Genomic DNA, 21,508 nt, shown 5'->3' on the forward strand with positions numbered 1-21,508 from the left:
GGGTTGTGACCACTCGCCTTCCCGCCGCCGTCCTCTGGGACATGGACGGCACCCTCGTCGACACCGAACGCTACTGGATGGCGGCCGAGGAGGAGCTCGTCGAGTCCTTCGGGGGCCGCTGGACGCACGAGGACGCCCTCGGGCTCGTCGGGAGCGGGCTGTGGGAGTCGGCCCGGGTCTTCCAGGCGGCGGGGGTCGACCTCGACGCCGACACGATCGTGGCGCGCCTCACCGCGCGCGTGCAGGAGCAGCTCGCCGAGCACGGCGTGCCGTGGCGGCCGGGCGCGCGCGAGCTGCTCGAGGCGCTGCGCCTGGCATCCGTGCCCACCGCGCTCGTCACCATGTCGGTCCGCTCCATGGCCGACGACGTCGTGCGTGCGATCCCGTTCGACGCGTTCGACGTGATCGTGACCGGCGACTCGGTCGGCAACGCCAAGCCGCACCCCGAGCCGTACCTCGCGGCGGCCGACGCCCTCGGCGTCGACGTGCGCGACTGCGTCGCGATCGAGGACTCGCCCGCCGGGCTCACCTCGGCGTGGTCGGCCGGCGCCGTCACGATCGGCGTGCCGAACTTCATCTCGCTCGACGAGGCGCCCGCCCACGTGCTCTGGCCGACCCTCGCCGACAAGTCGGTGGCGGATGTCGCGGCGCTGCTCGAGGCGCGGGAGGCGAGCGCATGAGCGAGAGCCGCGGCGAACGCAGCGGGCCGTTCCGGTCGGGTGACCGCGTGCAGCTCACCGGGCCCAAGGGGCGGATGCACACCATCACCCTCGAACCGGGAAAGCTGTTCCACTCGCACAAGGGGCCGATCGCGCACGACGACCTCATCGGCCGTCCCGACGGGTCGGTGGTCGCGAACCAGGTCGGCGTCGAGTACCTCGCCCTGCGCCCGTTGCTCAGCGACTTCGTCATGTCGATGCCCCGCGGCGCCGCGATCGTCTACCCCAAGGACGCCGCGCAGATCCTCGCCCAGGCCGACGTGTTCCCGGGCGCCACGGTCGTCGAGGCCGGGGTCGGGTCGGGCGCCCTCTCGCTCTGGCTGCTGCGCGCGATCGGTCCGGCCGGCCGCCTCATGTCGTTCGAGCGGCGCGAGGAGTTCGCGGAGGTGGCGCGCGGCAACGTCGCGACCTTCCACGGCTACGACCCCGGGAACTGGTCGATCACGCTCGGCGACCTCGCGGAGGCGCTGCCCGGACAGGCGCCCGCGGCATCCGTTGATCGCGTGGTGCTCGACATGCTCGCGCCCTGGGAGTGCATCGACGTCGTCTCGACCGCGCTCAAGCCGGGCGGCGTGCTGCTCTGCTACATCGCCACCGTCACGCAGCTGTCGCGGGTGGCGGAGGCGATCCGGGACACCGACATGTACACGGAGCCGCAGTCGTCGGAGACCATGGTGCGCGGATGGCACGTGCAGGGCCTCGCGGTGCGCCCCGACCACCGCATGATCGCCCACACCGGCTTCCTGCTCACCGCCCGTCGGCTCGCGCCCGGCACCGTGCTGCCCGAGCTCAAGCGCCGCCCGTCCAAGACGGAGTTCAGCGACGAGGACGTGGAGGCGTGGACGCCCGGCGCCCTCGGCGAGCGGGCGGTCAGCGCGAAGGCGCTGCGCAAGCGCGTTCGGGCGGCGGATGCCGCGGCGGAGCGCTCGCGCGCCTCGGAGCCGGGCGCCTCGCCCGACGACGAAGCGCCGGGCGAAGCCTTGTAGGCTTTCCGTGCCCCTCCGCGACCCATCGAAGAATCGAGGATCAGTGCGCTCGTCACTCGCGCTCATCGCCACGGCCGGCATCGTCGCCGCGGCCCTCACCGGATGCTCGTCCGCGCCGGCCGCCCCCGAGGCGACCCCGGGACAGTCCTCCGGCGTCGTCGTCGTGGAGGGCGATTTCGGCGAGGAGCCCCGCGTCGAGTTCCCGTCGCCGCTCGCACCCCAGGAGACGCAGTGCTCCGAGGTCATCGCCGGCGAAGGGGAGCGGCTGCAGGAGGGGCAGCAGGCGCTCATCAGCCTGGCCGTGTTCAACGGCTCGACGGGCGAGGACATCCAGTACGCGGGCTTCGGCGACGAGGAGCCGATCGCCGTCACCGTGTCGGACTCGACGCTTCCCGGACTCAAGAAGGCGCTCGAGTGCGCGCAGGTCGGCTCGCGCGTCGCCGTGGTCGTGCCGCCGGAGGACGCCTTCGGCGAGGAGGGCAACGAGTCGCTCGCCGTGTCGCCCGACGACAGCCTCGTCTTCGTGATCGACGTGCAGCGCGCCTTCCCGGCCCGCGCCGACGGTGCGGCGCGGCTCACGCGCGACGGCTTCCCGGCCGTGGTGCTCGCGCCCGACGGCCGCCCCGGCATCACCGTGCCGAAGAACGACCCGCCGAAGGAGCTGCAGACCGAGGTCCTGAAGCAGGGGAACGGCGAGACCGTCGAAGACGGCGACGCCGTCGTCGTGCACTACACGGGCGTGCTCTGGAACGACAACACGGTCTTCGACTCGTCCTGGCAGAACGGCGCCCCGGCCACGTTCGTGGTCGGCGAGGGCTCGGGTGCGCAGGTCATCCCGGGCTTCTCGAAGGCCCTCGTCGGCCAGCAGGTCGGCTCGCAGATCGGCGTCATCGTGCCGCCGTCCGAGGGATACGGCGACGAGGGCAACGCCCAGGTGCCCGCAGGATCCACGCTGTTCTTCGTGATCGACATCCTGGGTGTGATCTGAGCCGGCGGGCGCGGCCGTCGGTCGCCCGTCGTTCAGTATGATCGCTCCTGTGTCGGGTGCATCGCGCAAGGGTGAGCCGAGGATCCCGGTCGAAGATCGGCTCTTCAGCCTGGTCCTGGCGCTGCTCGCCACCGAGACGGGGCTCCTGAAGTCCGAGATCCTCTCGTCGGTGCGCGGCTACGCCGAGCGCTACGACGACTCCGGCCAGAACGCCAACCTCGAGCGACAGTTCGAGCGTGACAAGGACGACATCCGCGAGCTCGGCATCCCGCTCGAGACCGTCGAGTCGCCCGATCGGCCGGGCGACAACCAGGCGCTCAGGTACCGCATCCCGAAGGGCCTGTACGACCTGCCCGACGAGGTGCGATTCACCCCCGACGAGCTCGCCCTGCTCGGCCTGGCCGCAGAGGTGTGGCGCGAGGCATCCCTCTCGGCCGACTCGCAGCGGGCGCTCACCAAGCTGCGCTCGCTCGGCATCGAACCGCGCGAGCCCGTGATCGGCTACGCGCCGCGGCTGCGCGTGCGCGACGCCGCGTTCGAGCCGCTGCGGCAGGCGCTCGACCGCCGCCAGTCGGTGCGATTCCACTACTTCAAGCCCGGCGAGGGCGCTCCGCGCGAACGCACCGTCGACCCGCTCGCCGTGGTGCTCCACGAGGGCCGGTGGCACCTGCACGCGTTCGACCGTGACGCCGGGGCCCCGCGCACGTTCCTGCTCTCGCGCATCATCGGAGCCGTCGAGCCCGTTCCCGGCATGACCTTCGACGCTCCGCCGGCCGACATCCAGGACCGCGTCCTCGCCGAGCTCGACGAGCTCCGCTCGCGCAACGCGGCCGACCTCGCGGTCACCGCCGGGTCCGACGCCGAGGTGCGCCTCGGGCGGCGGGCGGTGCTGCGCGACGAGGATGCCGGCGTCATCCGCCTGCACTACACGGATGTCGCGGTCTTCGCCGACGAGCTCGCGGCCTACGGTCCTGAGGTGCGGGTCATCGCCCCCGATTCCCTGCGCGAGGCCGTGCGCGAGCGCCTCGCGACCGTCGTCGCCGCCCACCGCGGCGGAGGTGCCGCGTGATGGCCCGGCGTTCGAAGCCGCTCAAGGCGCCCGACAAGCTGGTCTTCCTCCTCTCGTTCGTGCCGTACCTGCTGGAGCGGCGGGTCGTCGACGTCGCGGAGGCCGCGCAGCACTTCGGCATGACCGAGGAGGAGATCCGCGACGCGGTGCGACTCATCGCGACCTCGGGACTGCCCGGGTCGACCGGGACGTACCAGCCCAACGACCTCTTCGACATCGACTGGGACTCGTTCGAGGACGACGACGTCATCGTCATCGTGCACCACGTCGCGATCGACGACGCGCCCCGCCTCTCCGCGCGCGAGGCGGCGGCGCTCATGGCCGGGCTCCAGTACCTCTCCGCCTCGCCCGAGAGCGCGGGCAGCGCGTCGCTGGCCTCGCTGCGCGCGAAGCTCGCGGCCGGTGCCTCGTCGGCGCCGAGCCGCCTCGGGGTCGCCGAGACCGAGGCGGACGCGTCCCTCGCCCTCATCCGAGAAGCGGTCGCCGAGGGCCGCCAGCTCGAGTTCGACTACCTCAACGCCAGGGGCGAGCGCGGCCGCCGCAGGGCCGACCCGCTGCGCATCATCTCGCAGGACGCCGACTGGTACCTGCAGGCGTACTGCCACACGCGGGAGGACGTGCGGAACTTCCGCGTCGACCGCATGAGCGACCTCGTGCTCACCGACGAGCCGATCGGCGACCACTCGCACCGCATCGTCCCCGACACCCTGTTCCAGGGCTCGGAATCCGACCTCGACGTGGTCGTCGACGTGTCCCCGGCGGCCCTGCCGCTGCTGTCCGACTACCTCGCCGACTCGAGCTCCCGCGAGGTCGACGGACGACTCCGCGTCACGCTCCGCCTCGCGCACGTGCACGGACTGAAGCGGCTCGTCGCGGGGCTGCCCGGCCTCGTCACCGTCGTCGCGCCGCCCGAGGCGCGTGCAGCGGTGGCGGACTGGGCGAGCGCCGGGCTGGCGGGATACCCCGAACACGGAACGGCCGAGTCCGACGCGCGCTCGCCTCACCCCGGCGACGGCACGGCCTGACCCGAACCGGCGCCGGACATCTCGTTGGGGCAGTGTGCTCCCGCGACAGGTAGACTGTCGTCACGATCCCTCCCGAGAACGGACGAACACCCATGTGGCAAGGCTTCACCGGTTGGCACGCGCTGATCATCCTCGTGGTCATCCTGCTGCTCTTCGGCGCCCCGAAGCTCCCGGCGCTCGCCCGTAGCCTCGGTCAGTCGATGAAGATCCTCAAGAGCGAGGTCCGTCCCGAGAAGGACGAGTCCGGCACGACCGAGACCCCGGCAGCCGACGCGAACACCACGGGCGCGGCGGCGAGCACGACGAGCGCGGCAGACGGCACCGTCAGCTCGACGAAGACCGACGAGGCCGATTCCGGCAAGAGCCGCTGAACCCGATGTCCGCGGTGAAGGATCGCGGGGAGAAGAACCGCGAGAAGCGCATGTCGCTCGGTGCGCATCTCATCGAGCTGCGCAAGCGCCTCTTCATCTCCGCCATCTCGATCGTGGTCGGCGCCGCGCTGGGCTGGTGGCTCACCGACGTCGCCGTCTGGGAAGCCATCCAGGAGCCCGTCCAGCGGGTGGCCGAGGCGCAGGGAAGCTCCTCGGCGATCATCTTCCCGACCATCTCGAGCGCATTCGACCTCCGGCTCCAGATCGCGTTCACGCTCGGCATCGTGATCTCGAGCCCGGTGTGGCTCTACCAGGTGTTCGCGTTCCTCGTGCCCGGGCTCAACAAGCGGGAACGCCGGTTCACGCTCGCGTTCTTCGCCACCGCGATCCCGCTGTTCTTCGCGGGGTGCGCGGCCGGCTGGTTCGTGCTGCCGAACATCGTGAAGCTCATGACGAGCTTCGTCCCCGAGGGCGGCGAGTCGCTGCTCACGGCGAAGGAGTACATCGACTTCGTGCTGAAGCTCGTGATCGCGATCGGCGTCGCGTTCGTCGTGCCGGTCTTCATCGTGCTGCTCAACTTCGCGGGCGTCATCAGTGCCGCCGCCATCATCAAGTCGTGGCGCGTGGCCATCCTCGTGATCGTGCTGTTCACGGCGATCGCGACCCCGTCGGCCGACATCATCTCGATGTTCATGCTCGCCGTGCCGATGATCGCCCTCTACTTCGCGGCCTGGTTCATCGCGCACCTGCACGATCGCCGTGTCGAGCGCCGCAACCGCCTGGAGTTCGAACCGGCTGTCTAGGCTGGAGGGGTGATGAGCCTCTCACCGGCCGAACGATACGCGAGTGCTCGCGACCAGCGCCGGAAACCCCGACTCGTCGAGTTCGCGTCGAGGCTCCGCTTCGACCTGGACCCGTTCCAACGCGCCGCGTGCGCCGCGCTCGACGAGGATCGCAGCGTGCTCGTCGCGGCGCCCACCGGCGCGGGCAAGACGGTCGTGGCCGAGTTCGCCGTCTTCCTCGCGATGCGGGAGCCCGGCGCGAAGGTCTTCTACACGACGCCGATCAAGGCGCTCAGCAACCAGAAGTACCAGGAGCTCGCCGACGAGTGGGGCGCGGCCGAGGTCGGCCTCCTCACTGGTGACACGAACGTGAACTCGGGTGCGCGCATCGTGGTGATGACCACCGAGGTGCTGCGGAACATGCTCTATGCCGACTCGCCGCTGCTCGACCGGCTGGCGTACGTGGTGATGGACGAGGTGCACTACCTCGCCGACCGGTTCCGCGGTGCGGTCTGGGAGGAGGTCATCATCCACCTCCCCGAGGAGGTTCGGCTCGTCTCGCTGAGCGCGACCGTGTCGAACGCCGAGGAGTTCGGCGACTGGCTGCAAGCCGTGCGCGGCGATACCGACGTCATCGTGTCCGAGGACCGGCCGGTGCCGCTCGAGCAGCACGTGCTCGTGAAGGCGAAGCTCATCGACCTGTTCGACTCGTCGGGGCAGGCGGCGACGAACCGGGTGAACCCCGAGCTCCAGCGCCTCGCGCGCGCCGGCGGACGGTCGATCTCATCGCGGTCGGCACGCGGGCGCCGCGGCGGCGATCGCGGCAGGTACCACCAGCCCTCGCCGGGGAGCGGGCGCGTCGAGCGCCCCGACGTGATCGAGCTGCTGCACGGCAAGCACCTGCTGCCCGCGATCGTCTTCATCTTCTCGCGCGCGGGCTGCGACCAGGCCGTGCGCCAGGTGCTCCGCTCCGGCATCCGCCTGACCGACGCGGCCGAGCGAGACGAGATCCGAGCCATCGTCGAGGAGCGCGCACGGATGCTTCGGGACGAGGACCTCGCGGTGCTCGGCTACTGGGAGTGGCTCGAGGGCCTGCAGCGAGGGGTGGCCGCGCACCACGCCGGCATGCTGCCGGCCTTCAAGGAGGTCGTCGAGGAGCTCTTCCAGCTGAAGCTCCTGAAGGTCGTCTTCGCGACCGAGACGCTCGCGCTCGGCGTCAACATGCCGGCGCGCTCGGTGGTGCTCGAGAAGCTCGAGAAGTTCAACGGCGAGGCCCGGGTGCCGATCACGCCGGGGGAGTACACGCAGCTGACCGGTCGAGCGGGCCGCCGTGGAATCGACGTGGAGGGCCACTCCGTCATCCAGTGGGTCGACGGCCTCGATCCCGAGGCGGTGGCTGCATTGGCCTCGCGGCGCAGCTACCCCCTGAACTCCAGCTTCAAGCCGACCTACAACATGGCCGTGAACCTCGTCGACCAGTTCGGCCGGGAGCGCACGAGGCAGATCCTCGAGCTCTCGTTCGCGCAGTTCCAGGCCGACCGGGCGGTGGTCGACCTGGCGCGGACGCTGCGCAAGCAGGAGGAGTCGATGGCCGGTTACGAGGAGGCCATGCGCTGCCACCTTGGTGATTTCGGCGAGTACGCTGCGCTCCGACGCCGTATCGGAGAGCTCGAGCGGCAGACGTCGAAGGGCAATCCGACGCACGCGCAGCGCGAGCGGCTGCAGCGCGAGCTCGGCGAGGCCCGCAAGGCGATGCGGGCGCATCCGTGCCACGGCTGCGCCGAGCGCGAGCAGCACGCGCGGTGGGCCGAGCGTTGGTGGCGCCTGAAGCAGGAGCACGACCAGCTGTCCCGGCAGATCCGCACGCGCACGGGGCAGGTCGCCAAGCGATTCGACCGGGTCGCCGAGGTGCTCGAGCAGCTCGGCTACCTCGAGCGCGATCGGCATGGCTCGCTCGTCTCGACGTCGGCGGGACGCATCCTGAAGCGCATCTACGGAGAACGTGACCTCCTCGTCGCCGAGTGCCTGCGGCAGGGCTTCTGGGACGGCCTCGACGTGCCGTCGCTCGCGGCCATGGCGGCGGCCCTCGTGTACGAACCACGACGTGACGATCGCGGCGAGCAGTTCCGCCTGCCCCGCGGACGCTTCCGTGCGGCGTTCGAACGCACCACGGATGTCTGGAGCGAGCTCGACGACCTCGAGCGCGACCACCGGCTCGCCGGCAGCGACCAACCGTCGCCGGCGCTGGCCACCGCCATGCACGCCTGGGCGAGCGGCGCGGGCCTCGGCCAGGTCCTCGCCGACACCGAGCTCGCGGCGGGCGACTTCGTGCGGCTCACGAAGCAGGTCGTCGACCTGCTCGACCAGGTCTCGATCGTGGCGGATGCCGAGCTCGGCGCGACGGCGCGCGCGGCGATCGACGCCGTCCGGCGAGGCGTGGTCGCCTACGGTTCGGTCGCATGATCGACCGGTCGCGTCGCCTAGGCTGATCTGGTGCCCGAGAACGATCCGCGTCCCCTGCTGCCGTTGTGGGTCGCGGTGCTCGTGGCGATCGCGGGCGGACTCGTCTACGACCTCGGCTTCCCGGATGCGGGCATCTGGCCGCTCGCCTTCGCCGGAATCGCGCTCGCCCTCGTCAGCCTGATCGGCCGGACCTCATGGTCGGCCGCGCTCGTCGGCTTCGCGTTCGGCATGGCGTTCTACCTGCAGCACGTGTCGTGGACGACCCTGTACCTCGGGCCCGTGCCATGGCTCGCCCTGTCGGTGCTCGAGTCGCTCATCGTCGCCGGAGGCGCCGTGCTCATCGCGCTCGCCTACCGGTGGGTCCCGAGGGCGAGCACGTCGCGCTGGGTGCGCCTCCTCTGGCTGCCGCTGCTCGTCGCAGGGCTCTGGTGCGTGCGCGAGGCGGCGACGGGCTCGATCCCGTACGGCGGGTTCCCGTGGGGCCGCGCCGCGCTCAGCCAGTCCGAGAGCCCGTTCGCCGACATCGTCTCCTGGGTCGGGTCGACTGGGCTCGGGTTCGTCATGGTCGCGATCGTCGCGGGCGTCATCGAGTGGGTGCGCCTGCGCGGGTGGCAGGACCTGCGGTCGGCCATCCCGGTGACGGCGCTCGCGCTGGTTGCGCTGCTGCTGCCGGCGTGGCCGACGACGACGACGGGGGAGATCCGCGTGGCGAGCGTGCAGGGCAACGGCCCGGCGGGGTACTTCGACGAGCGCGCTCCCGGCGACGTGCTGGAGGCCCAGCTCGACGCCACCGAACCGATCCTCGACGAGCCGGGCGTCGACGTGCTGCTCTGGCCCGAGGGCGGCTCCGACCTCGACCCGACGCGCAGCCCCGATGTCGCCGACACCTTCGACGACCTGAGCGAGCGGCTCGGTGCGCCGGTCGTGTTGAACACCGTGACGACGCGCGACGACGAGTTCTTCAACACGTCCCTGCTGTGGCGCGCCGGCGAAGGCGCCGTCGACAGCTACGACAAGCGCAATCCGGTGCCGTTTGGCGAGTACATCCCCGACCGGGCGTTCTGGGAGCCGCTCGCCCCCGACCTCATCGGCCTCATCCAGCGCGGCTACACCCCGGGCACCAACGCGCCGGTGTTCGACCTGGGCAGCACCGTCACGGGCCTCGCGATCTGCTTCGACGTGATCTACGACGAGCTGATCTGGGAGGGCGCGCGCGACGGCGCAGAACTGTACATGTTCCAGACGAACAATGCCGACTTCACCGGCACCGACGAGAACCAGCAGCAGCTCGCGATCGCGCGCCTGCGGGCGATCGAGACGGGCCGATCCGTGGTGAACATCTCCACCGTCGGCACCAGCCAGGTCATCGACCCGACCGGGCGCACCATGGACGCCCTCCCGGCCTACGAGCAGGGGGCGATGGTCACCGACGTCGAGTTGCGCGAAGGCCTGACGCCGTCGGTCGTCCTCGGCGGAACCGTGCCGTTCCTGATCGTGGCCGCGTCGTTGGGCGGCCTCGTCGCGGCGGGCGTCCTCGCCCGACGACGGTCACGTCGCGAGGTCGACTCCGAGGGCTGACGGAGGCTACGCGCCGATCTTCTGCTGGCCGCGGCGAGCACGCAGGTACTGGAGTCGCTCCTCGAGCAGCTCCTCGAGCTCGGCGCGGGTACGACGCTCGAGCAGCATGTCCCAGTGGGTGCGGGCGACCTTCTCGCCCGAGCGGTCGATCTCGACCGGCTGGGAGTCGACGAGGAGGGTGGCCGCGGCACCGCAGTAGCGGCACTCCCAGCTCTCGGGGAGCTCGGCTTCGGTCGAGAAGGTCATCACCGTCTCGCGGCTGCACGTGGCACAGCGGTACGTGTAGTCGGCGCGGTCGGCGAAGATCACGCCGTCCTCGCTCTGCAGGCTCTGCGCGCCGATTCGCATGCCCCGAAGGCTCCGGTCCGCCATGGCGTACTCCTCTCGATCGTCTATAGGTATAAACGATCAAGCTGGGCATTCCCCTTCCAACGACTGGGTGATTGCCGGGGAATTCTCAGCTTCGACCGGCCACGAGCGGCAGGGCGAGGTCGGCGCGATCGGTCACCAGCCCATCGACGCCGAGGTCCAGCAGCCGCACCATGTCGGCGGGGTCGTTCACCGTCCAGACGTGCACCTCGACCCCCGCCTCGTGCACGCGCTCGACGAAGCGCGACGTGACGAATCGCACCGGCCCGACGCGTTCCGGAACCTGGAGCGCGGCCGCGCCGCGAAGCGCACGTCGAAGTGCGTCCGCTCCGGCGAACGCCGCGCGGCGGGCACGGATGACACCGGCGCGGCCGGCCGAGGTCACGGCGTCGGGCACGAGCTCGCCGAGGCGACGGCGACGGCGATCCGAGAAGCTCGTGAGGAGCACGCGCGCGCCCGCCCGGGTGCGCTGCACCGCGTCGACGGTCGCCCCGACGGCGGTCTCCGCCTTGACGTCGATGTTGAACCGAGTCTCGCCGAATGCGTCGAGGGCCTCCTCCAGCGAGCAGTAGCCCTGCCCGTGCCCGAGGTCGACGCGACGGAGCTCGGCCATGGTCAGCCTCGACACGTCGACGTCTCGCCCCGCAACCCGCCGTAGCGACGGATCGTGCGACACCACGGCGACGCCGTCGGCCGTGAGGTGCACGTCGGTCTCGAGGTACGACGCGCCGACACCCACCGCGTGGGCGAACGAGAGCAGCGTGTTCTCCGGTGCCTCGAGCGCGAGGCCGCGGTGCGCGAGCACGCGCGGCCTCGGCGGATCGAAGTACGTCGAGGGCACGCCGGTCAGGGCCGGGCGGTCGGCGTGGCACCCGATGCGGGCGGCGGCGCCGGGGCATCCGTCGTCGCGCCCGACTGCGGCGTGAACGCCGTGCCGATGCCCTTGAGCGCCTCGGTCAGCTCGCTCGGGATGATCCACAGCTTGTTGGCCGGGCCCTGCGCGATCTGCGGCAGCATCTGCAGGTACTGGTAGCCGAGCAGCTTGGGATCCGCGTCGCCCTTGTGGATGGCGTCGAAGACCGTGAGGATCGCCTCGGCTTCGCCCTGTGCGCGCAGCACGGCGGCCTTGGCGTCGCCCTCCGCCTCGAGGATCGCGGCCTGTCGGGCGCCCTCTGCCGTGAGGATCGCCGACTGCTTGGTGCCTTCCGCGGTGAGGATGAGTGCGCGTCGATCGCGCTCGGCGCGCATCTGCTTCTCCATCGAGTCCTGGATGGAGTGGGGCGGATCGATCGCCTTCAGCTCCACGCGGCCGACCCGGATGCCCCACTTGCCGGTCGCCTCGTCGAGGACGACGCGCAGCTGCCCGTTGATGTTGTCGCGTGAGGTGAGCGCCTCCTCGAGGTTGAGGCCGCCGACCACGTTGCGGAGCGTGGTCGTGGTGAGCTGCTCGACCGCGCCGATGTAGTTCGCGATCTCGTAGGTCGCCGCCCGGGCATCGGTCACTTGGAAGTACACGACCGTGTCGATGGAGACGACCAGGTTGTCCTCGGTGATGACCGGCTGGGGCGGGAAGGAGACGACCGTCTCGCGCATGTCGACGAGCGGACGAAGCCGGTCGATGAACGGGATGAGGATGTTCAGGCCGGGGGAGAGGGTCTTGTGATAGCGGCCCAGCCGCTCGACGATGCCCGAATAGGCCTGCGGGATGATGCGGATGGACTTCGCGAGCACGACGATCACGAAGATGACGATGACGAGGATGATGACCGCCAGGACGATGGTCCCGACGTCGATATCGGTCACTGCGGGGTGCTCCTCTCAACGGGCACGACGACGGCCGTCGCACCATCGATGCCGGTCACGAGCACCCGCTCGCCGACCGCCACATCCGCCTGCTCGGTGATGGGGGAGAGGCGTGACGTCCAGACCTCTCCATTCTGGAGACGAACCTGCCCGCTCGACGACGTGACGGTGCGGACGACCGAGCCCTCCGCCCCGATGAGCGCGTCGATGTTGCTGCGGGCGGGATCACCGCCGCGCCGGAGCATCCGCAGCAGCGGTGGCCGGAGCGTGAGGATGAGCGCCACCGCCACGACGGCGGCGACGATGAACTGGGCCCACCACGGGATGCCGAACAGTCCGGAGAGCAGGCCGGCGACACTGCCGAGAGCCAGCATGAGGAACGTCATCTCGAGTGTGAACACCTCGATCGTCGCGAACACCAGGATCAGCACCAGCCAGACGATCCACGCGTACTGGGTCAGCACATCCATTCGGTCTCCTTCGCACGCGCCCCGCTTCGAAACTAGCAGGGCGGATGCCGCGGCGGGTGGAGTTGATAGTCTCGGTTCGGCGCACCGCCGAGGGCCTGCAGGCCCCTATCCAGATGCTTCGAGGAGTCCCCGCCGTGACCAGCCCACTCGCCCCCGGATCGCTCGACGGACGCGTCGCCCTCGTGACGGGATCGTCACGCGGCATCGGAGCCGACACCGTGCGCTTCCTCGCCGGCGCGGGCGCCGCCGTCGTCGTGAACTATCGCAGCAAGGCGCCCCGGGCGGAGAAGGTCGTCGCCGAGGTGACCGAGGCGGGCGGCCGCGCGATCGCGGTCGGCGCCGACCTCACCGACGCGGCATCCGTCGGGGCGATGTTCGAGCGCACCGTGGCCGAGCTCGGGCCCATCGACGTCCTCGTGCTCAATGCCTCCGGCGGCATGGAGTCGGGCATGGGGGAGGACTACGCGATGCGGCTCAACCGCGACGCCCAGGTCAACGTGCTCGAGGGAGCGCTGCCGCACCTCGCTCCCGGCGCCCGCATCGTGTTCGTGACCAGCCACCAGGCCCACTTCATCCGCACCACGCCCACCATGCCCGAGTACGAGCCGGTGGCCCTGTCGAAGCGCGCCGGCGAAGACGCCCTGCGCGCCAAGCTGCCCGAGCTCGAGGCCGCCGGGTTCGAGTTCGTCGTCGTCTCGGGCGACATGATCGAGGGCACCATCACCGCCACGCTGCTCGAGCGCGCGAATCCGGGCGCGATCGAAGCGCGCAAGCAGGACGCCGGCCGCCTGTACAACGTCTCGGAGTTCGCGGCCGAGGTCGCCTCGGCCGCCGTCGACCCGGTGCCCGCCGATCACACGCGCTACGTCGGCGACACCTCGGGGTTCGTCGCCGAGAGCTGAACCTGCACCCCGGTCACGATGAAGGCCGGTCGCGAAGCGTCGTGCGCTCCGGACCGGCCTTCGTCGTCGGATGCCGCGGTGCTACGCGGTGGCGGGCGCGTTCTTCGCGCCGCGCCCGAAGGTGAAGGCGCGCACGATCTGGATGATCCCGAGCACGATCAGGCTGATGCCGGCGATGATGAACAGGATGACCGCGCCCCACAGCGGGGAGAACAGCAGCACGATGCCCGCGACGACGCTCAGGATGCCGAAGAAGATCGCCCATCCCTTCGACGGGGCGTCGCTCGACTGCACGAGCGCCACGATGCCCTCCACGATCCACAGGATCCCGATCAGGATGCCGAGGAAGATGCCGAGCACGACCGCCGAGTCCGACGGGTTCGCGAGCACGATGACACCGCCGACCACGAACAGGATGCCGAGGATGATGTCGAGCGTCCTCGCGCCGCCGGAGATCCCCTTCGAGAAGATGCCGAGGCCGGCGTAGGCGAGCCCGGCGATGATGAAGTAGATCCCGAGGATCACGGTGATCACGACCGCCGAGTCCTTCGGCCAGAACGTGATCAGGATGCCGACGATGAGGGAGACGGCGCCGGTGATGCCGAGGGTGGTGCGCACGGTGTTGATCGCGGCCTTCGACAGGTCCGCTGAATCCAGCGAGAACGCGGCGAAGACCGTATTGGACTGCGGCGAAGACATGAGATGTCCTTTCTGAGGGCGACGACATGGTGCGTTGCAGGTGTCAGGCTATTCCCACGCAACCCCTGAGCGTCGGATGTGAACGCGCGCGTCATGCGCGTCGCCGCGCTTCGAGTGCGACGCAGGGGAGTGGGAGGCGCGCCTCGCGCTCAGGGAACGCACAGGCACGGGCCGCGACACCCGCCCTGAACGGACCCGCCTGCCCCGCAACGGCGGGGCTACACTTTCGAGCATGACTCGGATTCGTGCTCCGTTCGCCGCCGCGCTCATCGTGCTGGCCGCCGTCGCGCTCAGTGGCTGCGCGACCAGCTCCGGCGGTGGCTCCATCGACCCCGTGGGCACCTGGGCGGAGTCCAGCGACGCGGACGCCCCATCGCTCACGCTCGCCGACGGCGGAAAGCTCACCGGCACGGACGGCTGCAACCAGCTCTCGGGATCGTGGGAGCTCGAGGACGACGACCTCGTCTCCTTCGGCTCCGTCGCCTCGACGCGCATGGCGTGCCCCGACGTCGACGTCTGGCTCGACCAGCTCAGCCAGGCATCGATCTCCGGGTCGACGATGACGATCCTCGGCCAAGACGGCGCGGAGATCGGCCAGCTCGAGCGCACCGACTGACGATCGATCGCGCCGACCGGCCGGCGGACGGTTTGCCGCTTCGCGGGTGTTCGACACCGGGCGGACCGGGTCGTATCGGGCTCGACGCGTCTCGTCAAGAGGGCGATCCCTCTTTCCTCGCGATCTCCCGATCACTACCCTGACGACGTGGCCACCGTGGCCTCGACGGGGAGGCGGGAATGCGACGATCTGGGACCTGGCGAGCGGTGCTGGGCGGTGTCATGGGTGCGGTGGTCATCGGCGGCGTCGTTGCGGCGGTTGCGGGGGCGCAGCCCGCGACCGTCGAGCGGGTGTCGGTTGCGAGCGGTGCGTCGAGCATCGAGCGCGATGCCGGGCAGATCGGTGCAGGGTCGCTCGACGCGCGGCGGCTGCACCCGACCGCATCGCCGCCGACCTCGCATCCCGCGCCGGCCGAGTTCGAGACCGCCGACACGCGGGCGGAGTCGCCCGACGCGACGGTGCCGCTCGACGTCGGGACGGCTCCCGACGGCGACGCGGTTCCCGCACCCGAGTCAAACGATGTCGGCGACGAGTCGTTCACTTCGGAGCAGCTGGAGTGGCTGGCGTTCCAGCAGGTCGTGCGCGACTGCATGGCCGGCGTCGGCCAGGAGTACCTGTACTGGGAGTGGTGGAGGGGGGCGGGCACGCCCGGCGGGATGCCGACGCACCTCGTCGGCGAGGCGAGGGCCGCGTGGGAGCTCGCACTCCACGGCGACAGCGCGCTCGGCGCCGAGTACCGCTGGGAGGACGCCGGCTGCTGGGGCTACGCCGCCGAGCTCCTGGGCACCTCGAACTGATCGGCTGCCTGCGCGAGGCTGGTCTGCGCGAAGCTGGTTAGATCGAGCAGGGGCGCGTCGATGGCGTTGTCGGCGGGCTGCCCCCGACGACGGATGGAGACACGATGAGCATGCCCGCGAGCACCGACGCGCAGCCCGCACCCCGCGATGCCGACAGCCACGACGTGATCCGCGTGCAGGGCGCACGGGAGAACAACCTCAAAGACGTCAGCGTCGAATTGCCCAAGCGCCGGCTCACCGTGTTCACCGGCGTCTCCGGCTCGGGTAAGAGCTCGCTCGTGTTCGCCACCATCGCCGCGGAGTCGCAGCGGATGATCAACGAGACCTACAGCGCCTTCGTGCAGGGCTTCATGCCCTCGCTGGCCCGACCGGATGTCGACGTGCTCGAGGGACTGACCACTGCGATCATCGTCGACCAGGAGCGGATGGGCGCCAACGCGCGGTCGACCGTCGGCACCGTCACCGACGCCAATGCGATGCTGCGCATCCTCTTCAGCCGTCTCGGGCAACCGCACATCGGCTCGCCGCAGGCGTTCTCCTTCAACATCCCGAGCGTGCAGGGGAGCGGCTCGATCACGATCGAGCGCGGCGGCACCGGTGGCACGACGCTCCAGCGCGACTTCAGCCAGCTCGGCGGCATGTGTCCGCGCTGCGAGGGCATGGGCACCGTGTCCGACATCGATCTCGCGCAGATCTACGACGCCTCGAAGGCGATCACGGAGGGCGCCATCACCGTGCCCGGTTACACGGCCGACGGATGGGCCGTGAAGATGTACGCGGAGTCGGGCTTCTTCGACCCCGCCAAGCCGATCCGCGACTTCACCGAGTCCGAGCTGCACGACCTGCTCTACAAGGAGCCGACCAAGGTCAAGGTGTCCGGCATCAACATCACGTACGAGGGCCTCGTCCCCAAGGTCCAGAAGTCGATGCTCTCCAAGGACGTCGACGCCCTGCAGCCGCACATCCGCGCGTTCGTCGAGCGGGCGGTCACGTTCGCCGCGTGCCCCGAGTGCGGCGGCACTCGGCTCAACGAGGGCGCTCGGTCGTCGAAGATCGCGGGCGTGAGCATCGCCGACGCGTGCGCGATGCAGATCAGCGACCTGGCGGAGTGGGTCGCGTCCCTCGATGAGCCATCCGTCGCACCGCTGCTGGCGAACCTGCGCCGCCTCTTCGACTCCTTCGTGGCGATCGGCCTCGGCTACCTCTCGCTCGACCGGGCGTCGGGAACGCTGTCGGGCGGCGAAGCGCAGCGCACGAAGATGATCCGCCACCTCGGGTCGTCGCTGACCGATGTCACGTACGTGTTCGACGAGCCCACCGTGGGCCTCCATCCGCACGACATCGAGCGGATGAACCGACTGCTGCTGCAGCTCCGCGACAAGGGCAACACCGTGCTGGTGGTGGAGCACAAGCCCGAGGCGATCGCGATCGCCGACCACGTCGTCGACCTCGGTCCCCTCGCCGGCGCCGCCGGGGGAGAGGTGGTGTTCGAGGGAACCATCGAGGAGCTGCGCTCCAGCGGCACCCTCACCGGCCGGCACCTCGACGACCGGGCCGCGGTGAAGTCGACGGTGCGTGAGCCGTCGGGTGCGATCGAGGTGCGCGGTGCCGACGCCAACAACCTGCGGGACGTCGACGTCGATGTCCCCCTCGGGGTGCTCGTCGTGGTGACGGGCGTCGCCGGCTCCGGCAAGAGCTCGCTGATCCACGGGTCGGTCGCCGGGCGCGACGGCGTGGTCGCGATCGACCAGGGCGGCATCAAGGGATCGCGGCGGAGCAATCCGGCGACGTACACCGGGCTGCTCGAGCCGATCCGGAAGGCGTTCGCGAAGGCCAACGGCGTGAAGCCCGCGTTGTTCAGCGCAAACTCCGAGGGTGCCTGCCCGAACTGCAACGGGGCTGGGGTGATCTACACCGACCTCGGACCGATGGCGGGCGTGTCGAGCACCTGCGAGGTGTGCGAAGGCAAGCGGTTCGACGCATCCGTGCTCGAGTACCACCTCGGCGGTCGCGACATCAGCGAGGTCCTCGGGATGTCGGTCGAGGAGGCCGAGGAGTTCTTCGCCTCCGGTGAGAGCCGGATCCCGGCGGCGCACACGATCCTGCAGCGGCTCGCGGACGTCGGGCTCGGCTACCTCACCATCGGCCAGCCGCTCACCACGCTGTCGGGCGGCGAGCGGCAGCGTCTGAAGCTCGCGACGCACATGGGCGAGAAGGGCGGCGTCTACATCCTCGACGAGCCGACGACCGGCCTGCACCTCGCCGACGTGGAGAACCTCCTCGGCCTGCTTGATCGGCTCGTGGACTCCGGGAAGTCGGTGATCGTGATCGAGCACCACCAGGCGGTCATGGCGCACGCCGACTGGATCATCGACCTCGGACCGGGCGCCGGCCACGACGGCGGGCTGGTCGTCTTCGAGGGCACGCCCGCCGACCTCGTCGCCAAGCGGTCGACCCTGACGGGCGAGCATCTCGCGGACTACGTCGGCGCCTGACCGTCGGGCACGCGGACGGGGGCAGACAGCGGCTCGAGATCACTGGATACCGGCCGCAGGGGCGAGCTCATCACCAGCCGCGTGATGCGCAACAGCGCGGTGGCGCGGGGGGCCTCGCCGTCGGGGGAGGCCTCCACCAGGAGAAGGTCACGACCAGGCTCGAGCTGTCGCGCGTGATCCGCAACGGCCCCGACGACTGCCACCCGCACGTGCTCCGCGACCGAGCTCCATGGGGCCCGGTCGGATCACTCGCCGAATGTGGACAACGCCCGGCGAAGGGCGCGCTCGGCCTCGTCCGCGAGGTCGAACACGATCTGCGCCGACGGCCTCACGTCGTGCACGAGTCCGGCACTCTGGCCCGCATAGAGCGAGAGCGCCTCCACGTCGCCGGAGATCCCCTCCACCGGCTTGGCGTCGTCGTACCGGCGAACGGCCGACCCATCGGCGTTCGTCGCAAGCTGCTCATCCTCACCGGGCCGTCGGCCCTGTGCCGGGCGTCCGGCAGCCTCCCACGCTCGGTAGGTGCTGTTCCGCAGAACGCGGTGCGGCGCCGCCCATCCGCCGTCGAACAGTGTCGTGTAGGCGGTCGCGGCCTCATCGGCGGCGATGACGGCGCCCTTGTAGACGTGGTGAGCCGCGGACTCGATGCTCGCCAGGAAACGCGTGCCGAGCCAGACACCCTGCGCGCCGAGTGCGAGGGCGGCCGCCATTCCACGTCCATCACCGATGCCCCCTGCGGCGATCACGGGCACGGACCCGGCCGCGTCCACGACCGCCGGGATGAGCGCCATCGTGGCGACCTCGCCCCACACATGCCCTCCTGCCTCCCAGCCCTGGGCGACCAGGACGTCCACGCCGTTCGCCACCTGCCGCCGGGCATCCTCCGCGCTGCCGATGGTCTGCATCACGACCGCACCGGCGGCGTGCACCTCCTCGACGAACGTCGACGGGTCACCCCAGAAGAATGACACCACCGGGACACCGGCATCGAGGCAGATGGCGAGTCGCTCGGCCTGGTCCCACGCGAGCCCCAGGTTCACGCCGAACGCCCGTTCAGTCCGGCTCTGGATGTCGGCGATCAGCGCGCGCAGTTCGTCGGGCTCGCGCCAGCTCCCCGAGAGCATCCCGAGCCCACCCGCGTCGGAAACGGCTGCCACGAGCTGTGCCGTGCTCGCGGCACCGATCGGAGCCTGCACGATCGGCACGTCGATGCCCAACAGCTCGGAGAACGTGGTCCTGATCATGGCTCGAGCCTACGAAACCACGTTCCGGTCGCGTCAATGGCGTGTGTCGGGCAAGCGTTTTCCGTGGCGGCCGGGGAGCCGAGGGGGAGTGGCCGGCAATAGGGTGGGCGACGTGGCTGACTACCAGGTGCTGGAGATCGGCGGACTCGACGGCTGGCGTTCTCATTACGGCGGATTCCGCCCCGAGAGCTCCCGAGACGGCCGGCGCGTGGTCGATCACGAGCTCACGATGCAATACATCGGATTGACCGCGAACGCCCTGGAACCCGGCGAGGAAGCCGGCTACTGGCACCGGCACGCCCAGGTCGAGGAACTCTACGTCTTCCTTGGCGGGAACGGCCAGATGGGGCTGGGCGACGATCTCGTCGCGGTCGGACCGGGCACCGTCGTCCGCGTCGGGCAGGGCGTCTGGCGCACCTGGCGCTGCGTGCCCGACAGTGCCGACCAGCTGCGTTGGCTCTGCATCCGCGCCGGCGGACACGAGCTGCCGCACCTTCCCGACGACTCCGAACGCGCCGTCGGCCGCGACATGCCCTGGTGAGCGCGGCTGGTCGGCTGAACCGTCGGTGGGGTCGACGTCGTGGTCGATCGATGACGGATCTCGTTCTCCCGACCGTGCATTCGGCCCGGTGGCGACTTAGGATCTCGGTATCCGACCACGGGGGAACACTGTGCAGACACGACGTCCGGCTGTCGCGGCAGCCGCGCCTCTCGCGTCCTTCTCGGCCGCTGACACCGAGGCCGCCACGGAGTGCCTTTCCACCCTGGAGCGCTGACCTCCCGGCGCCCATCGTCAGATGCAGGATCCGAATTCCACGATCGATGCCCGGGCAGCGATCACCAGCGCCTATCGGGAGGAGTGGGCGCGCGTGGTCGCCTCCCTGAACAGGCGGTTCGGTGACCTCGACATCGCCGAGGAGTCGGCTGGCGAGGCGTTCGCGATCGCCGTCGAACGGTGGCCGGCCGCGGGCGTGCCCCCGAACCCCGGCGCGTGGCTGACCACCACCGCCAACCACAAGGCGATCGACCGTATCCGGCGAGAGAGCTCGCGCGGTGAACGGCAGCGGGAGGCTCGCATGCTGTACGACGACGACCCGCCCGAGCCGCTCGGTGTCATCGATGACGATCGGCTCCGGCTGGTCTTCACCTGCTGTCATCCGGCGCTCTCGCTGGAGGCTCGGGTGGCGCTCACACTGCGCATGGTCGGCGGTCTGACCGTGCCCGAGATCGCCCGTGCCTTCCTGGTGCAGGAGAGCGCGATGGGGCAGCGGATCACCCGTGCCAAGGCCAAGATCACGGCGGCTCGCATCCCGTATCGGGTCCCGTCCGCCGAGGATCTCCCAGCACGCGTCTCCGGCGTCCTCGCCGTCCTCTTCCTGGTGTTCAACGAGGGCTACCTCGCGACCGGCGCCGACACCGATCCCGTACGGCGCGACCTGACCGGCGAGGCGATCCGGCTCACCCGCCTGATCCGTGGCCTCATGCCCGAGGACGGCGAGGTGGCCGGGCTCCTGGCGCTGATGCTCCTCACCGAAGCCCGCCGCGCCGCGCGGGTCTCGACCACGGGCGAGCTGGTCGTCCTCGACGAGCAGGACCGTGGGACCTGGGACCCGGCGCTCATCGCCGAGGGGCATCGACTGGTGCGCGAACGACTGGCCGCCGGAGTGGCTCCAGGTCGATACCAGATCCTCGCTGCGATCAACGCCGTGCACACCTCCGCACGCGACGCACGCGACACCGACTGGTCGCAGGTCGTCGCGCTCTACGACCAGCTCATCCGTCTCGACTCCTCGCCGATCGTCGCCCTCAACCGGGCCATCGCGGTCGCCGAGCTCGACGGCCCGGAGGTTGCTCTGGCCGCTGTCGAGCGCCTTGATGAGAAGTTGTCCGGTTATCACGCGTATCACGCCACCCGCGCCGAGCTGCTGCGTCGACTCGGACGCACGCACGAGTCCCGGGCGGCGTACGACGAAGCCATCGAATCGGCGGGCAACTCCGGTGAGATCGCGTACCTGACCCGTCGCCGCGGTCAGCTGGGTTAGCGCCGATAATGCACATTATGTCGGTTTATAGTCCCCTCTCGGCGTGAAATGCAGGTCTGGCGCGCTCGAGCCCCCTGACGACCAGGACGA

At 70.4% G+C, this 21,508-nt stretch carries 21 protein-coding genes; 15 read left to right on the forward strand and 6 right to left on the reverse strand.

The genetic code is table 11. The features are described 5' to 3' along the window. Nucleotides 1-5 precede the first annotated feature (5 nt). The 9 genes from EV187_RS10140 (at nt 6) to lnt (ending at nt 9,981) form a co-directional block, all read left to right on the forward strand. Nucleotides 6-680: an HAD family hydrolase gene (locus EV187_RS10140; protein WP_242609533.1), complete on the forward strand. Its 675-nt coding sequence runs from the start codon at nt 6-8 to the stop codon at nt 678-680. Then, a complete protein-coding gene (locus EV187_RS10145) occupies nt 677-1,705 on the forward strand; it encodes a tRNA (adenine-N1)-methyltransferase (protein ID WP_130352915.1) in 1,029 nt (342 codons plus the stop codon). Before EV187_RS10140 ends, EV187_RS10145 begins: the two co-directional genes overlap by 4 nt. A 43-nt stretch (nt 1,706-1,748) precedes the next feature. Beyond that, on the forward strand, nt 1,749-2,693 hold the full coding sequence (locus EV187_RS18725) for an FKBP-type peptidyl-prolyl cis-trans isomerase (protein WP_130352916.1): 945 nt from the start codon (nt 1,749-1,751) through the stop codon (nt 2,691-2,693). Between the two features lie 49 nt (nt 2,694-2,742). Next, nucleotides 2,743-3,762, forward strand: coding sequence for a helix-turn-helix transcriptional regulator (locus EV187_RS10155; RefSeq protein ID WP_130352917.1), 1,020 nt, complete (start codon nt 2,743-2,745; stop codon nt 3,760-3,762). Beyond that, nucleotides 3,762-4,787 (forward strand): helix-turn-helix transcriptional regulator, encoded by a 1,026-nt coding sequence (locus tag EV187_RS10160; RefSeq protein ID WP_130352918.1) that lies wholly within the window; start codon nt 3,762-3,764, stop codon nt 4,785-4,787. Before EV187_RS10155 ends, EV187_RS10160 begins: the two co-directional genes overlap by 1 nt. 92 nt (nt 4,788-4,879) lie before the next feature. After that, nucleotides 4,880-5,158 (forward strand): twin-arginine translocase TatA/TatE family subunit, encoded by a 279-nt coding sequence (gene tatA / locus EV187_RS10165; RefSeq protein ID WP_130352919.1) that lies wholly within the window; start codon nt 4,880-4,882, stop codon nt 5,156-5,158. A gap of 5 nt (nt 5,159-5,163) precedes the next feature. Next, the gene (tatC, locus tag EV187_RS10170) at nt 5,164-5,961 is read left to right on the forward strand and encodes a twin-arginine translocase subunit TatC (RefSeq protein ID WP_341272752.1); all 798 of its coding nucleotides are present in this window, start codon (nt 5,164-5,166) and stop codon (nt 5,959-5,961) included. Between the two features lie 12 nt (nt 5,962-5,973). Further along, nucleotides 5,974-8,403: a DEAD/DEAH box helicase gene (locus tag EV187_RS10175; protein WP_130352920.1), complete on the forward strand. Its 2,430-nt coding sequence runs from the start codon at nt 5,974-5,976 to the stop codon at nt 8,401-8,403. Between the two features lie 30 nt (nt 8,404-8,433). Then, the gene (lnt, locus tag EV187_RS10180; RefSeq protein WP_130352921.1) at nt 8,434-9,981 is read left to right on the forward strand and encodes an apolipoprotein N-acyltransferase; all 1,548 of its coding nucleotides are present in this window, start codon (nt 8,434-8,436) and stop codon (nt 9,979-9,981) included. Nucleotides 9,982-9,987: 6 nt separating this feature from the next. On the opposite strand, the gene EV187_RS10185 is transcribed toward lnt, so the two are convergent. From EV187_RS10185 to EV187_RS10200, 4 genes are all read right to left on the reverse strand, one after another. Beyond that, nucleotides 9,988-10,353, reverse strand: a complete 366-nt coding sequence (locus EV187_RS10185) for an RNA polymerase-binding protein RbpA (protein ID WP_130352922.1) — start codon at nt 10,351-10,353, stop codon at nt 9,988-9,990. A gap of 85 nt (nt 10,354-10,438) precedes the next feature. Continuing rightward, a complete protein-coding gene (locus tag EV187_RS10190) occupies nt 10,439-11,191 on the reverse strand; it encodes a glycerophosphodiester phosphodiesterase family protein (RefSeq protein ID WP_130352923.1) in 753 nt (250 codons plus the stop codon). Nucleotides 11,192-11,196: 5 nt separating this feature from the next. Beyond that, nucleotides 11,197-12,153, reverse strand: a complete 957-nt coding sequence (locus EV187_RS10195; RefSeq protein ID WP_130352924.1) for an SPFH domain-containing protein — start codon at nt 12,151-12,153, stop codon at nt 11,197-11,199. Beyond that, nucleotides 12,150-12,623, reverse strand: coding sequence for an NfeD family protein (locus EV187_RS10200; protein ID WP_130352925.1), 474 nt, complete (start codon nt 12,621-12,623; stop codon nt 12,150-12,152). Before EV187_RS10200 ends, EV187_RS10195 begins: the two co-directional genes overlap by 4 nt. A 134-nt stretch (nt 12,624-12,757) precedes the next feature. Between EV187_RS10200 and EV187_RS10205 the strand changes: the two genes are divergently transcribed. Beyond that, nucleotides 12,758-13,525: an SDR family oxidoreductase gene (locus EV187_RS10205; protein WP_130352926.1), complete on the forward strand. Its 768-nt coding sequence runs from the start codon at nt 12,758-12,760 to the stop codon at nt 13,523-13,525. A gap of 81 nt (nt 13,526-13,606) precedes the next feature. On the opposite strand, the gene EV187_RS10210 is transcribed toward EV187_RS10205, so the two are convergent. After that, the gene (locus EV187_RS10210; protein WP_130352927.1) at nt 13,607-14,224 is read right to left on the reverse strand and encodes an HdeD family acid-resistance protein; all 618 of its coding nucleotides are present in this window, start codon (nt 14,222-14,224) and stop codon (nt 13,607-13,609) included. Nucleotides 14,225-14,456: 232 nt separating this feature from the next. On the opposite strand from EV187_RS10210, the gene EV187_RS10215 reads away from it, so the two are divergent. The 3 genes from EV187_RS10215 to EV187_RS10225 all read left to right on the forward strand — a co-directional run bounded on the left by EV187_RS10215 (nt 14,457) and on the right by EV187_RS10225 (nt 18,132). After that, nucleotides 14,457-14,840 (forward strand): META domain-containing protein, encoded by a 384-nt coding sequence (locus tag EV187_RS10215; protein WP_130352928.1) that lies wholly within the window; start codon nt 14,457-14,459, stop codon nt 14,838-14,840. Between the two features lie 179 nt (nt 14,841-15,019). Further along, entirely contained in the window at nt 15,020-15,637 is a 618-nt protein-coding gene (locus tag EV187_RS10220; protein WP_130352929.1) for a hypothetical protein, read from the forward strand. Between the two features lie 104 nt (nt 15,638-15,741). Beyond that, the gene (locus EV187_RS10225; protein WP_130352930.1) at nt 15,742-18,132 is read left to right on the forward strand and encodes an ATP-binding cassette domain-containing protein; all 2,391 of its coding nucleotides are present in this window, start codon (nt 15,742-15,744) and stop codon (nt 18,130-18,132) included. Nucleotides 18,133-18,377: 245 nt separating this feature from the next. Here the strand turns inward: EV187_RS10225 and EV187_RS10230 are convergent, their stop codons facing one another. Continuing rightward, entirely contained in the window at nt 18,378-19,376 is a 999-nt protein-coding gene (locus tag EV187_RS10230) for an NAD(P)H-dependent flavin oxidoreductase (protein ID WP_130352931.1), read from the reverse strand. Nucleotides 19,377-19,488: 112 nt separating this feature from the next. Between EV187_RS10230 and EV187_RS10235 the strand changes: the two genes are divergently transcribed. Both EV187_RS10235 and EV187_RS10240 read left to right on the forward strand, forming a co-directional pair. Then, nucleotides 19,489-19,917 carry a cupin domain-containing protein gene (locus EV187_RS10235; RefSeq protein ID WP_130352932.1) on the forward strand — a complete coding sequence of 143 codons (429 nt, stop codon included), beginning with the start codon at nt 19,489-19,491 and terminating at the stop codon, nt 19,915-19,917. A gap of 256 nt (nt 19,918-20,173) precedes the next feature. After that, nucleotides 20,174-21,418, forward strand: a complete 1,245-nt coding sequence (locus EV187_RS10240; protein ID WP_130352933.1) for an RNA polymerase sigma factor — start codon at nt 20,174-20,176, stop codon at nt 21,416-21,418. Nucleotides 21,419-21,508 lie beyond the last annotated feature (90 nt).

The organism is Agromyces ramosus, from assembly GCF_004216665.1.
Lineage (GTDB): Bacteria > Actinomycetota > Actinomycetes > Actinomycetales > Microbacteriaceae > Agromyces > Agromyces ramosus.